This window comes from Salinibacterium xinjiangense (assembly GCF_014645015.1).
GTDB lineage: Bacteria > Actinomycetota > Actinomycetes > Actinomycetales > Microbacteriaceae > Rhodoglobus > Rhodoglobus xinjiangensis.
Window position 1 is genome coordinate 615651 of sequence record NZ_BMLC01000002.1, and the last position, 14621, is coordinate 630271.

16 protein-coding genes are annotated in these 14621 nt (G+C 65.7%); 11 read left to right on the forward strand and 5 right to left on the reverse strand.

Annotated features, from left to right (window positions below; all coding sequences use genetic code 11):
* The first annotated feature begins 66 nt into the window (after positions 1–66).
* Both IEW81_RS09655 and IEW81_RS09660 read left to right on the forward strand, forming a co-directional pair.
* A complete protein-coding gene (locus tag IEW81_RS09655) occupies positions 67–891 on the forward strand; it encodes an SDR family NAD(P)-dependent oxidoreductase (RefSeq protein WP_097059689.1) in 825 nt (274 codons plus the stop codon).
* Between the two features lie 34 nt (positions 892–925).
* The gene (locus IEW81_RS09660) at positions 926–1855 is read left to right on the forward strand and encodes an XdhC family protein (protein ID WP_097059690.1); all 930 of its coding nucleotides are present in this window, start codon (positions 926–928) and stop codon (positions 1853–1855) included.
* Between the two features lie 3 nt (positions 1856–1858).
* Here the strand turns inward: IEW81_RS09660 and IEW81_RS09665 are convergent, their stop codons facing one another.
* Complete coding sequence (locus IEW81_RS09665; RefSeq protein ID WP_097059691.1) at positions 1859–4483, reverse strand: molybdopterin-dependent oxidoreductase; 2625 nt, start codon at positions 4481–4483, stop codon at positions 1859–1861.
* A complete protein-coding gene (locus tag IEW81_RS09670) occupies positions 4480–5256 on the reverse strand; it encodes an FAD binding domain-containing protein (protein ID WP_097059692.1) in 777 nt (258 codons plus the stop codon). The genes IEW81_RS09665 and IEW81_RS09670 overlap by 4 nt, the downstream gene beginning before the upstream one ends.
* Before the next feature lie 103 nt (positions 5257–5359).
* Between IEW81_RS09670 and IEW81_RS09675 the strand changes: the two genes are divergently transcribed.
* From IEW81_RS09675 to IEW81_RS09690, 4 genes are all read left to right on the forward strand, one after another.
* Positions 5360–5587 carry a hypothetical protein gene (locus IEW81_RS09675; protein WP_097059693.1) on the forward strand — a complete coding sequence of 76 codons (228 nt, stop codon included), beginning with the start codon at positions 5360–5362 and terminating at the stop codon, positions 5585–5587.
* 166 nt (positions 5588–5753) lie between these two features.
* Complete coding sequence (locus IEW81_RS09680; protein WP_097059694.1) at positions 5754–6080, forward strand: mannitol-1-phosphate 5-dehydrogenase; 327 nt, start codon at positions 5754–5756, stop codon at positions 6078–6080.
* Between the two features lie 118 nt (positions 6081–6198).
* On the forward strand, positions 6199–6489 hold the full coding sequence (locus IEW81_RS09685) for a hypothetical protein (protein ID WP_097059695.1): 291 nt from the start codon (positions 6199–6201) through the stop codon (positions 6487–6489).
* On the forward strand, positions 6486–6821 hold the full coding sequence (locus IEW81_RS09690; protein WP_143544617.1) for a hypothetical protein: 336 nt from the start codon (positions 6486–6488) through the stop codon (positions 6819–6821). The genes IEW81_RS09685 and IEW81_RS09690 overlap by 4 nt, the downstream gene beginning before the upstream one ends.
* A gap of 13 nt (positions 6822–6834) precedes the next feature.
* Here the strand turns inward: IEW81_RS09690 and IEW81_RS09695 are convergent, their stop codons facing one another.
* The gene (locus IEW81_RS09695) at positions 6835–7233 is read right to left on the reverse strand and encodes a DoxX family protein (RefSeq protein WP_229671339.1); all 399 of its coding nucleotides are present in this window, start codon (positions 7231–7233) and stop codon (positions 6835–6837) included.
* A 267-nt stretch (positions 7234–7500) separates the two neighbouring features.
* On the opposite strand from IEW81_RS09695, the gene serA reads away from it, so the two are divergent.
* Entirely contained in the window at positions 7501–9093 is a 1593-nt protein-coding gene (gene serA, locus IEW81_RS09700; protein ID WP_097059854.1) for a phosphoglycerate dehydrogenase, read from the forward strand.
* Positions 9094–9127: 34 nt separating this feature from the next.
* Here serA and IEW81_RS09705 read toward each other — a convergent pair whose 3' ends face one another.
* Positions 9128–9382: a DUF6458 family protein gene (locus IEW81_RS09705; protein WP_097059698.1), complete on the reverse strand. Its 255-nt coding sequence runs from the start codon at positions 9380–9382 to the stop codon at positions 9128–9130.
* 62 nt (positions 9383–9444) lie between these two features.
* Entirely contained in the window at positions 9445–9993 is a 549-nt protein-coding gene (locus IEW81_RS14650) for a TetR/AcrR family transcriptional regulator (protein WP_268236647.1), read from the reverse strand.
* Between the two features lie 49 nt (positions 9994–10042).
* Here IEW81_RS14650 and IEW81_RS09715 point away from each other — a divergent pair, with 49 nt between their 5' ends.
* The 4 genes from IEW81_RS09715 to IEW81_RS09730 are packed head-to-tail and all read left to right on the forward strand — an operon-like array spanning position 10043 to position 14577.
* Positions 10043–11554 (forward strand): MFS transporter, encoded by a 1512-nt coding sequence (locus IEW81_RS09715; protein ID WP_229671340.1) that lies wholly within the window; start codon positions 10043–10045, stop codon positions 11552–11554.
* Positions 11555–11604: 50 nt separating this feature from the next.
* Positions 11605–12648 (forward strand): 3-isopropylmalate dehydrogenase, encoded by a 1044-nt coding sequence (locus IEW81_RS09720; protein WP_097059700.1) that lies wholly within the window; start codon positions 11605–11607, stop codon positions 12646–12648.
* A 33-nt stretch (positions 12649–12681) separates the two neighbouring features.
* Positions 12682–13794 (forward strand): branched-chain amino acid aminotransferase, encoded by a 1113-nt coding sequence (locus IEW81_RS09725; protein ID WP_097059701.1) that lies wholly within the window; start codon positions 12682–12684, stop codon positions 13792–13794.
* A 3-nt stretch (positions 13795–13797) separates the two neighbouring features.
* Positions 13798–14577: a fumarylacetoacetate hydrolase family protein gene (locus tag IEW81_RS09730; protein ID WP_097059702.1), complete on the forward strand. Its 780-nt coding sequence runs from the start codon at positions 13798–13800 to the stop codon at positions 14575–14577.
* The last annotated feature ends 44 nt before the right edge of the window (positions 14578–14621 follow it).

The following is a 14621-nucleotide window of genomic DNA, read 5'->3' on the forward strand; positions in this document are numbered from 1 at the left end:
ACGGGCCGTCCGGCGAGCCGGTTGCAAACGTTTACGCTGAAAGCTCGCTACGACAGGAGCACGAGAATGCCAGGCAGGACCATCCTCCTCACCGGGGCCAGCGACGGTATCGGGGCAGCGGCCGCCAGGGAGCTGTCCGGCAAGGGCGACACGATCGTGCTCGTGGGTCGCTCACCCCAGAAGACCGAAGCGATCGCGAAAGAACTCGACGCACCGTTCCACGTCGCCGATTTCTCGAAGCTGGATGACGTACGTCAGCTCGCGGCCACGCTGGAATCCGCCTATCCCCATATCAACGTGCTCGCGAACAACGCCGGTGGCATCATGGGCGCGCGCGAGATCACGGCAGACGGCTTCGAGAAGACGTTGCAGGTCAACCACCTCGCCCCGTTCCTGCTCACCAACCTGCTGATGCCGACCCTCGTTGCGAGCAGCGCGACCGTGATCGGCACGGCGAGCGTGGCGAACCAGCTCTACGCGAAGCTCGACATCGACGACCTGCAGAACGCCAGGAAGTATTCGCCGAACAAGGCATACGGCGACGCGAAGCTCGCCAACATCCTGTTCGCGAGAGAACTGGATTTCCGCTTTCGCGAGCAGGGCATCCACTCCGCGTCTTTCCATCCCGGCGTCATCGCCACCAATTTCGCCGCAGACAGCTCGAGCCCGCTGCGCATCGTCTACCGCTCGGTGCTGAGCCGCTTCCTCGGATCGGCCGAAACCGGGGCTGACACCCTCGTCTGGCTTGCCACCTCCCGCCCGGGCGTGGACTGGCCGCTGGGGGTCTATTTCAGCAAGCGCCGCGTCACGAAGGCCAATCCGCAGGCCTACGAGACAGGGCTCGCAAACAGGCTGTGGGAGGAGAGCGCGAAAATGGTCGGGCTCTCGTAACGCTAACGAAACGCGAATGTGCAACGCTTGGCCCATGTTCGACATCGCTGATCGTCTCCTCGCCGCAGTGGACGCCGGGCGCACCCTCGTCGTCGCGACCGCCGTTGCGATCGATGGCAGCGCTCCGCGCACCGTCGGCACCTCGATGGCGTACGACGGTGAAGCGGTGATCGGAAGCATCGCGGGAGGCTGCGTCGAGGGCTCAGTGGTCGACTCGTGCGAGCTCGTGCTCGACGATGGCGTGGCTCGCACCATCGACTTCGGGGTCAGCGACGAGACAGCGTTCAGCGTCGGCCTCACCTGCGGGGGGCAATTGCGCATCCATGTACAGCTCGTGACTCCGGCCATAGTGACGGCGCTTCGCGAGCGCACGAGCATCACCACCATCGTGTGCGACAGCGAGGGCGATGCCGCCGAGGTGTTCGTGGTGCGTCCTCCGAGGAGGCCCCGGATGATCATCTTCGGAGCCATGGAGTTCTCGGTGGCCCTGGCCCCCGCCGCGACCGCACTGGGCTACCGCGTGACGGTGTGCGACCCCCGGCCGCTGTTCGCGACATCCACCAGGTTCCCCACGGCCGAGGTCGTGGTGTCCTGGCCCACGGAATACCTGGCAACGACCGAGGTCGACGAGCACACCGCGATCTGCATTCTCAGCCACGACGCCCGGTTCGACGCCGAACTCGTCGCGCTCGCGCTCGAACTGCCGGTTGCCTATGTCGGCGCGATGGGATCCCGCAATACGCACGACCGCCGCGTGGCCTCGCTTCGTGAACGCGGCGTCAGCGAGTCGGCGATGCTGCGCCTGCACTCGCCCATCGGGCTCGACCTCGGCGCCAGCACGCCCGAGGAGACGGCTGTGTCGATTCTCGCTGAGGTGCTCGCCGCGCGCACCGACAGCACTGCGCTGCCGCTGGCGGTCACCACTGGGTCGATCCACACCGAGTCGAGCGAGGTCAGCGCCTGAGGGCTAGCTTTCCTGCGCGGATGCCAGCCGCCACAGTCGATCGCGCGACATGGGCAGCTCGAAGCTGCGCACCCCCATCGCATCCCTGATCGCGTTGGCGAGCGCCGGGGCTACCGGGTTGTACGGAGCTTCACTCATCGACTTCGCACCGAGCGGCCCCAGCGGGTCGAAGGTGTCGGCGAACAGCACCTCGGTGACAGGCAGGTCGACGAAGCGGGGCACGTAATAGTTGCGCAGGGCGGTCGTCGTGACCCGGCCTTCGCCGTCGAGCAGCACCTCCTCGAACAGGGCGCTGCCGATGGCCTGTGCCGTTCCGCCCTCGATCTGCCCCCGGAGTTGCTCGGGGTTGAGCACCACTCCGGCATCCGCAGCCTGGATCGACTGCAGGATCTGCACCTCGCCGGTCGCCGGATTCACGGCGACCCTGAAGGCGTGCACGTTGAACGAGACGCTGCGGGGGGTTCCGTCGTGGTCGGCGGTGGCCGATAGCCCGACCGAGAGCCCGTCCCGATCGATCGTCTCGTGCAGCCGCTCTGCGGCCACCAGCAACGCCTTGCCAGCGACGACGACCCCGGCCGAGCCGAACGCGCCCGAGTCGTAGCTGGTCGCATCGGTGTCTGATTGCCTGATCCGGATGCGGTCGACCGTGGTTCCGAGCGCCGTCGCGACGAGCTGGGTATGCACCGTGGTGGTGCCGTTGCCGAACTCGGCGGTACCGACCGCGATCTCGAAGACGGCGTCTGTCACGACCCCGCCGCCGTCATCCAGCACCGAGACCGTCGCGGTCGCGAAGTGCCCACGCGGGGCGATGGTCGCGATCATGGCGAGGGCCATGCCTGTGCCGACCGGCCAGCCGACGGGCCCCGTGAGGCTGTGGTCGAGCGCGGCCTCGGCGAGATCCAGGCACTGGTCCAGGCCGTAACTGGCCATCGAGAGGTCGCTCTGGGCTTCGGCATCCGTGACGACGAAGTTGTCGCCGGGGACGATCACGTTGCGGCGGCGGAGCTCGAACGGATCGATGTCGAGTTCGCGAGCCAGTTCATCCAGCGCCGATTCGATCGCATAGATGACCTGCCCGAGCCCGTATCCGCGGAACGCGCCGGAGGGCAGGTTGTTCGTATAGACCGACTGCGCATCCACCCGTTTATTCGCGCACCGATAGACCTCGACGGACTCGTGGATCGAGTGGAACATCACGCCGATGCCGTGGTTTCCGTAGGCACCGGTGTCCATGAGCTGGTCTACGGCAAGGGCGGTCAGCGTGCCATCGGCGCTCGCCGCGACGGTCACGGAAACCTGCATCGGATGCCGCGTCGGAGCCAGCGTGAACTCATCCTCACGCGTGAACTCGTACTGCACGGCCCTGCCGGTCTTCATGACCGCGAGCGTGACGAGGTCTTCAGTGAGCAACTCCTGCTTGCCGCCGAATCCGCCGCCGACCCTCGCAGTGAACACACGCACGCGCTCCGGTTCGAGGCCGAAGATGTGGCACAGCTCGTCGCGGACGAGGAAAGGAACCTGGCTGGAGGTGCGCAATACGAGCCGGCCGTCGGCGTCGATCCAGCCTCTCGTGGCGTGGGCCTCGAGCGCGACGTGGTTGACGCGCGGGGTGGTCCAGGTGCCGCTGACCGAGGCCGCCGCGCTCGCGACCGCGGCGTCGACGTCACCGAGTTCACCGTGGAACTCGGCCACGGTGTTGCGCTCAGGGGCGGCGATGCGTGACTCCGGTCCCTTGTCGCCGTGCACGAGCGGGGCTCCGGGCTCGCGCGCGCGCTGGGGATCGAACACGGCGGGCAACAGCTCGTATTCGACCGCGATGGCCGCCAGCGCGAGCTCGGCGATGCGGACGGTATCGGCGACCACGGCTGCGACGCGTTGGCCGCGGAACCGCAGGATCCGGTCGAAGACGAGCGAATCATCCGGATCATCGTTGCGATCCTCATGCCGACCCGTCGAAAAGTGCACACCGGGGGAGTCGTGGTGGGTAAGCACGGCATGCACGCCGTCGATGGATTCGGCCGCGCTCGGGTCGATCGAGACGATCCTGGCATGCGGATGGGGGCTGCCGAGCACCGCGAGGTGCACGAGCCCCGTCGTCTTCACGTCGAGCGTGAACGGCTCGGTGCCGGTGACCACGCGCATGGCCGCCGGGGGAGCGATCGAGGCTCCGGCGGCTTCACCCGCGCTCGCCGTCGCGGTGTTCGAGACGCCGATGATCGCGTCGTGGATGGAGCGGTAACCCGTGCAGCGGCAGAGGTTGCCCTTCAGTAGTCGCGGGAGGTCGTCGTGGTCATCCTCGGTGAACGTGGACGCCGTGACCACGAGCCCCGCCGTGCAGAATCCGCACTGGAACCCACCGGCCGCCACGAACGACTGCTGCATCGGATGCGGGGCATCAGCTGTCCCGAGCCCGGACACCGTGGTGACGCTCGAGCCCTCGAGCCTGTGCACGGGGACGAGGCAGGAGTGCACCGCGCCTCCGTCGAGCAGGACGGTGCACGCGCCGCAGTCGCCAGCGTCGCAACCCTTCTTGACGTCGAAATGGTCGAGCTCACGAAGGAGGCTGCGCAGCACCTGGCCGGGCTGCGCCTCAGCCTCGACGGTCTCGTCGTTGATGGTGAACTTCATGACAGCTCCTGCCGGATCTGCTCGGCGAAGAGCATGCTCATGGCGCGTCGCCAGTCGGGGGCGCCGTGCGGGTCGTCGTACCAGTCGTCGATCGCATCCACGGCGGATGCGACATCCTCCGCCCCGGGCGCGGCGTCGAACCTGAGTTGGCGGGGTCGGGTCGTGCCACCCGTCACGGTGATGACCGTCTCGCCCGAGGTGTCCATCCGACCGATCACGAGCGTACCGGTGCGTCCCATCGGAGACCGGGCGATGCGCCTGAATGCCGTCCGGTGTAGCGATGCCGCCGGAATCTCGATGGCGCGCAGGATCTCGCCAGGGGCCAGCACCGTCGTGACGACCCCGGTCACGAACTCGGTGACGGGCACGCGGCGTTCGCCGCCATCCGCGGTCCAGATCACGGCGATACCGTCGAGCGCTGAGGCGAGGGATGTCATCGGGCCGGCAGGCAGAGCGAGCGCGATATTGCCGCCGACCGTTGCCGTGCGCTGGATTTTCCACGATGCGAGTAGGGAGTCTGCGCACTGCTCGAACAGCGGCTCCGGCAGCGCTCGCAGCGTCTCGATCGTGCAGGTCGCGGCAACCGTGATGGTCTCGGAGGTGCGCGTGACCGGCTCCCAGCCCATGCTGGTGAGGTCGAGGATTCCGGTCAGCCCCGGCTGTGGCTCGGAATACAGCCAGGTGCCGCCGCCCATGGCGCGTTCGCCCGGGCGCAGCACCATGTCGGCGCGGGAATGGGCCACCCGAACTTCGCGAACGTCGATCAAATCCATATGCCTCCGAGTCAACAGCATGAATGTGTCGCTGGTGTAACGCCACGATGTGTGTCAGCCGGGGAATCCGCGCGGAGCGGCATGCAGCCCTGCACCGCCCCACATGAAGGACATTCGTGCCGAAGGACGGCCGGCGCGCTTCGACGGCCCGGAATTCAGGGGCAATGACCGCGGCATCCGCGATATCTCCTTCATCTGGCCGGGCGGCGGCCAGCGTGGGTGTCGCGATTACGGTGTGCCCGGCAAAGCTCCCGCCGATCCGCAAGCCGACCCGCATAACCGATCCGCACAGCCGATCCGCATAACCGACCCGCACAACCGATCCGCGTAACCGACCCGCGCAACCGACGTGCACAGTGGAAATTCAGGAAGCCAGCACGGAATCCGCCGTGACACATCGCCCGAGTACCTGTCATCGCCGGGCGTTCCTGAATTTCCGAAAGCAGCGCCAGCGCGAAGCCAGCCAACGGGCAGCGCACGGGGATAGGGTCGGTGGCATGGCGAAGACGGCTGTACGTTTCGGGGCACGCACCAGCGAGCGCGTGGGGCGAGGCCCGCTGCGCAAGCTCAGCCGCGGGGACCGTGTCATCGGGCCGGCTGTGGAACTCGCCGAGCACGGCCTCGAGGCCTGGAGCCTGCCCAACGCGGTCGGAGCCGCGCCCCGTTTCGACGTGGAGGAGGATGCGGGGAGCGTCGAGTTGCAGGTCATGCTGCGCAGTCGAGCGGCGGCGGATGCCCTGGCCGAGTCGGTCACGGGGCTCGAGCCGACGCATCCACTGTTCCCTCATGTCGTCGAGGTCATCGAACTGAGGCTGGCCCATTAGCGGCTCAGGGCTGCCCGAGCCCGAAGAGGATGCGTTCGCCTGGGCCGGCGATGAGCGGCCCGAGCCGACCCCGGCTCGCGTTCGGAGGGACGTCGAGACCGCGCCACAGTTGCCCGCTGTGCTTCTCGTCACCTACGGCATCCTGGGCGGAGTTCACCTGATCTACCTGGCGGGGTGGGTGATCGCCCTGCAGCGACTCAACGCCCTGAGCGTGCCGTCGGCCGACGCGCTGACCGAAATCATGTTGCAGCTGGGGGAGGCGCTTGCGATCGTCAGCCCGGTGGCGTGGTTCGTTGCGGCGTTCATGCTGACGAAGGGTCGCCGACCGATCGTGAGGCTGTTGTGGCTGCTGGCGGGGCTCGTTGTGGTCGCCCCGTGGCCGTTCGTGCTGGGAGCGTGGACGGCATGAGGCGCGTGATCTCGACTGTGGTGCTCGCCGTGGTGTTTGGGCTCTTCTTCGCGTGGGACACCTGGGAGGCCGTCTCCAACCTCGTCGCCCTGCCGGGGTTCTACGACTACGCGGGATTCGGCAGCGAGAATGTGCCGTGGTGGCTGCTCATCATCGGCGTGGCGGTCCCGGTGTTCGTGTTTGTGATCGCGCTGTTGCTGGGAAGAGGGCGACCGCTGCTGGTGAAGGCGGTGGTGCTGGTGGTGGGTCTCGCGGTGACCTCGGGTCTCGGCCTCGGCGTGATCGCACTCGAAGACGTGCTGCGCCCGACCATCCTGCTTGTGCCGCGCTGAATCTTTCGAGACATCACAAGAGGCCGACCCAGAGAATCAGGCCGATCAGGGCCACCTGTGCCGCCAGTCGCGGCCAGAACGGGATCGACAGTGACCTGAAGGTCTCAGGATGCTGGCTCGCGTAGATGTTTGCAGGGAACACCGCCACGAGGAACAGTGAGAGGGCGATCGCGGCAGCCGGTCGCGTGACCGGCACGGCCAGCCCGATGCCACCGAGCACTTCGCACGCTCCCGTGAAGTAGACGAGGACGATAGGCCTGAAGGGCCTTTCGAACCTGAGGAACGGCGGGATCATCTTCGCCATGATCCTGGCCGGTTTCGGCCTGAAGTGATTCAGTCCCATTACGACGAACACGACGACGATGGCGGCGAGCACGATGAACCGGATAACGTCGACGACTGCGGGAGGCACGATCCATTCTCTCTGCATCGGCCCTGGAGTTTTTATGGGCGAGCCGTATGACGAGCGTCTCCAAGCCGCTCGGGCTGGCGAGCTCGGAGTGGGCACAGAAAGTTGGACGCTCAGAGGCAGTCGCTCATCGAGTCGACGGAACTGTCTCGTGCCCACAGCGGTCGCGAGCCGTCATGCGCCGAGATATGCGCTCCGCCTGCAGTAAAGTTTGCTGGGGTCGCGGTCAACGCGCCATTCAACTTCCACCTAATCGAAGGACTCGATCCCGTGGCCAAGCCGATCGTGCTGATCGCCGAAGAACTCTCCCCAGCTACCGTCGAGGCCCTTGGCCCCGACTTCGACGTGAGATACGTCGACGGCACCGACAGGCCGGCGCTGCTCGCGGCGCTCGCGGAAGCCAGCGCAGTGCTGATCCGCTCCGCCACGAAGATGGACGAAGAGGCGATCGCGGCAAGCGCCATCCTCAAGGTGATCGCCCGTGCCGGCGTAGGTCTCGACAACGTCGACATCAAGGCGGCGACGACCGCCGGTGTGATGGTCGTGAACGCTCCGACCTCGAACATCATCTCGGCCGCCGAGTTGACCGTAGGTCACATCCTGAGCCTCGCCCGCCACATCCCCGCGGCCCACGGTGCGCTGGCCCAGGGCCTGTGGAAGCGCTCGAAATACACCGGCGTCGAGCTCTACGAGAAGACCATCGGCATCATCGGGCTCGGGCGCATCGGTGCGCTCATCACCGCGAGGATGCAGGCCTTCGGCACCAACGTCGTGGCGTACGACCCGTACGTGACCTCGGCACGTGCCCAGCAGCTCGGCGTGACACTGCTTCGACTGGATGAACTGCTCGCCCAGTCTGACTTCATCACCATCCACATGCCGAAGACGCCGGAGACGACCGGCATGATCTCGACTGACCAGCTTGCGCTGATGAAATCGACGGCATTCATCATCAACGTGGCCCGGGGCGGCCTGATTGATGAGGATGCGCTGTACACGGCGCTCAAGTCTGGTCGCATCGCCGGAGCCGGTCTTGATGTCTTCGTCAACGAGCCGCCCACCGACTCGCCCCTGCTTGCTCTCGAGAACGTCGTCGTGACCCCGCACCTCGGTGCGTCCACCGATGAAGCACAGGAGAAAGCCGGCGTCTCAGTCGCCCGGTCGGTGCGACTCGCCCTCGACGGTGAACTCGTGCCTGACGCCGTCAACGTCGCGGGAGGGGTCATCGACCCGAGCGTGCGTCCCGGCATCCCGCTCATGGAGAAGCTGGGTCAGGTGTTCTCGGCGCTCGCCGACGACCCGATCACCAACATCGATATCGAGGTCCGCGGTGAGATCGTCGAATTCGACGTCAACGTGCTCAAGCTCGCCGCCCTCAAGGGCATCTTCTCGAATATCGTCAGCGAGTCGGTCAGCTACGTCAATGCGCCCCTTCTCGCGGAGCAGCGCGGCATCACCGTACGACTGCTGACGGATGCCGTCAGCGAGGAGTACCGCAATGTCCTGACGATCCGCGGTGCCCTGGCCGACGGAACACAGGTCTCCGTCTCGGGCACGCTCACGGGCACCAAACAGGCGCAGAAGATCGTGGAGATCAACGGGTACGACGTGGAGGTGCCGTTCGCGGAGCATCTGATCGTCATGACCTACGTCGACCGCCCCGGCATTGTGGCCGTCTACGGCAAGGAGTTCGGTGACGCCGATATCAATATCGCGGGCATGCAGATTGCCCGTCGGAAGGCTGGCGGCGAGGCTCTCAGCGTGCTGACCGTCGATTCGCCGGTGCCGGTCGAGTTACTCGACAAGGTGCGCTCGGCGATCGACGCGACATTGCTCAAGGAGATCGACATCCTGGAGGCGTGAACCACAGCAGGCCTGAAGCGTGCAGGCTGTGGGTTTAGATGTCGTCGGGGGTGGTGCTGGTGCGATGCTCCCGAACGGAACGGCCGTTATCGTCGACACCGGAGTGCACCGTGGTGACCGACTGGCGCTTACGCAGCATCAGGATAAGCCCGATGATGAAGACGAGCGCGCCAGCTCCCATCAGGAGATAGCCGACCAGCTGGAGGTCGATGAAGTCGACCTGCAGGTTCAGTGCGAAGGCAAGGATTGCGCCGATGACGAAAAGGACGATTCCGGTTCCGATACTCATGGGAGAAGCCTAGGCCGACGGTGGCGCGGCAACAGGGGGTTGTGTCCTTCGTCGAAAGTGCGCTAGCGGTGCGATCTCGCGGCGATCAGCTGGTCGACGGCGCCCAGCAGCTCATCGGTGTCTGGTGTGACGTTTTCTCCGCTGGGAAACAGCGCTGAGCGGTAGTACAGGCCGTCGCTCATCAGGAGCACCATCCGCGCCACGACCGGATCCCCGAGTGCGTCGGTGAGCATCCGGAGCCAGGTGTTCTCCACCTTCTCGAGGGCGACGATGACGTTGGGATACCGGCCAGACTGTGCGAGCCGGCTGGCGATCGTAAATGCGCGATCGAGCGGGGTGTCTTCGGCAATCGAGAGGCGCATGAATCGCGAGACCATCCCATCTGGTGCGGCCATCAACTCGGCCACCTCTTCTTCGGCCAGCTTCGTGAGCCTCTGGATCTCGCCGTCGACGAGTTCGTTCTTCGATGCGAAGTGATAGAGCAGGCCGCCCTTGGAGACGCCGGCCTGCTTAGCCACCGCGTCGAGGGTGGCTGTTCGTTCCCCGTTGTCGATGACGATCGACTCGAACGCGTCGAGGATCAGGTCCCTGGTCGAGGTTGTGGAGGTCATACCGACACTATAACTGGATACTGTACCGTCTGGACGGTATAGTAATCCAGTGATTGTTGACGAAGTAACCGTGAAAGCGGGTCCGCGCCAGTGGGCCGGGCTTGCGGTGTTGATGCTGCCCGTTCTGCTCATTTCGATCGATAACACCGTGCTGAGCTTCGCGCTTCCCGAGATCTCAAGAAATCTGCGTCCTAGTGCTGCCGGCCAGTTGTGGATCGTCGACGCGTATCCACTCGTGCTCGCTGGCCTGCTCGTGGCTATGGGCAACCTCGGCGATCGTTTCGGCCGTCGCAGGATGCTCATGATCGGCACCGTGGGATTCGGTGCGGTGTCCGCGCTGGCGGCTTTCGCGCCATCCGCAGACCTGCTGATCGCCGCTCGCGTGCTGCTCGGATTCTTCGGGGCGATGCTCATGCCGTCGACCCTGTCGCTGCTGCGGAACCTCTTCACTGACCGTCGGCAGCGCAGGCTGGCCATCGCCATCTGGGCGGCTGGTTTTTCGGCCGGCTCAGCAATCGGCCCGGTCGTGGGCGGGGTGCTGCTCGAGCACTTCTGGTGGGGATCGGTGTTTCTGATAGCCGTGCCGGTATTGCTGCCACTGCTGGTGCTCGTGCCGTTGCTGGTGCCGGAATCCAGCGACCCGTCACCCGGCCCGTTCGATCTCGTGAGCATCCTGCTCTCCATGGCCGCCCTCACACCGATCGTCTACGCGATCAAGAGTGTCGCCACCGACGGCATCGGTGTGCTGCCCATCGCGCTTGTCGCCATCGGGCTGCTCTCGGGGGTGTTCTTCGTGCGCCGTCTCCTCGCGCAGCCCAACCCGATGCTCGATATGCGGTTGTTCAGGGTGCCGACGTTCAGCGGGGCGGTCATCGTGAACCTGGTGAGCGTGTTTTCGCTCGTCGGGTTCCTCTACTTCCTGACGCAGCATCTCCAGTTGGTGATCGGGCTGTCGCCACTGAATGCGGCGCTCGTGCTCATCCCCGGCGTGGTTATCATCATCGTGACGGGACTGCTCGCCGTTCCCCTGGTGCGGATCGTGCGTCCCGGTTTCGTGATGGCCGCTGGGCTCGGCCTGTGTTTCACCGCATACGCGATGACGGCGATCATCGGCAGCAGTTCCACGGTCACCACGCTGATCGTCGCCTTCTGCCTGCTCGGAGCGGGAATCGGGGCCGCGGAGACCCTGGCGAACGACATGGTGATCGCCAGTGTGCCCCCGGAGAAGGCCGGTGCCGCATCCGGTGTCTCAGAGACCGCCTACGAACTCGGCGCAGTGCTGGGAACGGCCGTGCTGGGGAGCATCCTGGCCGCGTTCTACCGCAGCTCGATCGTGATTCCGAACGGTGTGAGTGCGGTGGATGCGCAGGCCGCTCGCGACACCCTCGGTGGCGCTGTCGAGGTCTCATCCGCCCTCCCCGGCGGCGTGGGCGAGGCCCTGCTCGAGTCGGCCCGCAGCGCTTTCGATTCCGGAGTGACGGTGACCTCGTGGTTCGCAGCGGCCATGATGATCGTGGCCATCACCGTCACCCTGCTCACCCTGCGGAAGGCCCGCGGCTAGTCGCTTTGCGCCGGGCCGGGCGGGTTGCCACGCAACGGTACTGTGAATCCATGGCACCAACCCTGAATCTCGCAGTCATTCCCGGTGATGGCATCGGCCCTGAGGTCATCGCAGAAGCGCTCAAGGTGCTCGAGGCGACGGGGGTGGATGCCGCGACCACCGAGTTCCCGTTCGGCGCCGGGCATTTCCTGGCCACCGGTGACATCCTCGGCGATGCCGATCTCGAATCGTTGGCGCCGTTCGACGCGATCCTGCTGGGGGCGATCGGCGGAGATCCGCGTGATCCACGGCTGGCCGGCGGGATCATCGAGCGTGGGTTGCTGCTGAAGCTCAGGTTCGCATTCGACCACTACGTGAACCTCCGTCCGACGGCACTGTTCCCCGGTGTGGCGTCGCCGCTCGCCGACCCCGGCACCATCGACTTCGTGGTCGTTCGTGAGGGTACAGAGGGGCCGTACGTCGGCAATGGTGGTGGCATCCGGGTCGGAACCGAGCACGAGATCGCGACAGAGGTGTCGATCAATACGGCGTTTGGTGCGGAGCGGGTCGTGCGCTTCGCCTTCGCCCAGGCGGTGGCGCGCCGCAACCAGCTCACGCTCGTGCACAAGACGAACGTGCTCACCCACGCCGGCAGCCTGTGGCAGCGCACGGTAGACCGTGTGGCTCTCGAATTCCCCGCGGTGGAGGTGGGGTACCAGCACATCGATGCCGCGACGATCCATCTGGTGACCAACCCGGGTCGATTCGACGTCATCGTCACCGACAATCTCTTCGGCGATATCCTGACCGATCTCGCGGCCGCAATCAGCGGTGGTATCGGGCTGGCGGCCTCGGGGAACATCAACCCTGACGGAACATTCCCCTCGATGTTCGAACCCGTTCACGGTTCGGCACCGGACATCGCAGGCCAGCAGCGGGCTGACCCCACCGCGGCGATCCTCTCTGTCGCGTTACTCCTGTCGCACCTCGGCGAGCAGAATGCGGCGGCGAAGGTCACGGCGGCCGTGGAAGCCGACCTCGCGTCGCGGGGCGCGACAGCACGATCGACGGCGGAGGTTGGTTCTGCGATTGCGGCTGCGGTAGCGCAGAATTAGTAGTACGTCCAATCAAATCCATGAAGGATCCCCATGAAGAACCTGCTCGCGCCCGTATCACTCCAATTCCTGGTGAAGAAAAACCAGGACGCCCGCTCTGAGCAGGAGCATGCCGACATTCTGGCCGAGCCCGGTTTCGGCAAGCATTTCACCGATCACATGGTTGACATCTGCTGGAGCGAGAAGGGTGGATGGCACCGGGCACGCGTGCAGCCCTACGGCCCCATCGCCCTCGATCCGGCAGCCGCCGTGCTCCATTACGCCCAGGAGGTGTTCGAGGGGTTGAAGGCCTATCGGCACGCCGACGGGTCGATCTGGTCATTCCGGCCCGAGGCGAATGCCGCACGCATGCAGCGTTCGGCCCGCCGTCTTGCGCTTCCCGAGCTGCCCACCGAAGACTTCATCGAATCGCTGAGGCAGCTCATCGCGGTCGACTCGCGCTGGGTGCCCTCCGCCCCCGAGACCAGCCTGTACCTTCGGCCGTTCATGTTCGCGAAGGAGGCCTTCCTCGGCGTGCGCCCGGCCGCGAAGGTCAATTACTACGTGATTGCGAGCCCCGCCGGCGCCTACTTCACCGGCGGCGTCAATCCACTGTCGATCTGGGTGTCTACCAGCTACGCCCGCGCGGGCAGGGGCGGGATGGGTGCAGCCAAGACCGGCGGTAACTACGCGTCGTCGCTCGTGGCGCAGCAGGAGGCGTACGACCACGGTTGCGCGCAGGTGCTGTTCCTCGATGCCGAGCAGGGCACGTACCTTGAGGAGCTCGGCGGCATGAACGTCGTGTTCGTCTATAAGGACGGCCGCCTCGTGACTCCGGATTCACCGAGCATCCTCGAGGGCATCACGCTCGACTCGATCCTGCAGCTCGGTGTCGACCGCGGGCTGACGGTGGAGCGCCGCAGGGTCGGTATCGACGAAATCCGTGAGGGTGTGGCATCCGGCGACATCGTGGAGATGTTCGCTTGCGGCACCGCAGCGGTCGTCACCCCGATCGCGCAGTTCAAGGCCGAGGGGTTCACCATCGGCGATGCGGATGCGCCCGCCGGTGAGCTCACTATGTCCCTGCGCGAGGAGCTGACCGACATCCAGTACGGCCGCCGCCCTGACACGCACGGCTGGCTGACGAGGCTCGACAGCGAGGTTTAGTTCGTGAAGATCGCACGCTTCAGCATGCGCTCGGGTTCTGGCGCAGCCGGGGACCCCCGGTTCGGTATCGTCGACGGCGACGAGCTCGTCGTGCTGAAGGGCGACCCGATGTTCGCCGGCTTCGAGACGACCGATGAGCGGGTGCCGCTGTCGGAGGCGAAGCTGCTGGCCCCTGTCATCCCGCGATCGAAGGTCGTCGCCGTCGGTAAAAACTTCGTGGATCATGTCGCCGAGTTCGGGGGAGAGGTTCCGAAGGAGCCCCTGCTTTTCCTGAAGCCGAACACCTCGGTGATCGGCCCCGGTGACGCCATCGTGGTTCCCCGCCAGAGTAAGCGTGTCGATTTTGAGGGCGAGCTCGCCATCGTCATCGGAAGTATTGCCCGCAACGTTGCTGAGGCAGACGTCGATTCGGTGATCTTCGGCTACACGATTGCGAACGACGTGACGGCGCGCGACCTGCAGAAGTCCGACGGCCAGTGGGCACGGGCGAAGGGTTTCGACACCTTTTGCCCGCTCGGCCCCGTGATCGAAACCGAGTTCGAGGTCGCGGCCAACACCGTCCAGTCGCGGCTCAACGGTGAGTCCCGTCAGAGCGCCCCGTTCACCGACATGGTGCACTCCGTCGCATCGATCGTCGCTTATGTGTCCGCGGCGTTCACCCTCCTGCCCGGCGATGTGATCCTGACGGGCACGCCCGCTGGCGTGGGCAGGATGGTCGACGGTGACGTTATCGAGATTGAGATCTCCGGCATCGGCATCCTGAGCAACCCGGTTCGCGGCTGACCTGGCGCGGCTGACCTGCCGGGCTGGCAGTTGTGCTGAGGTAT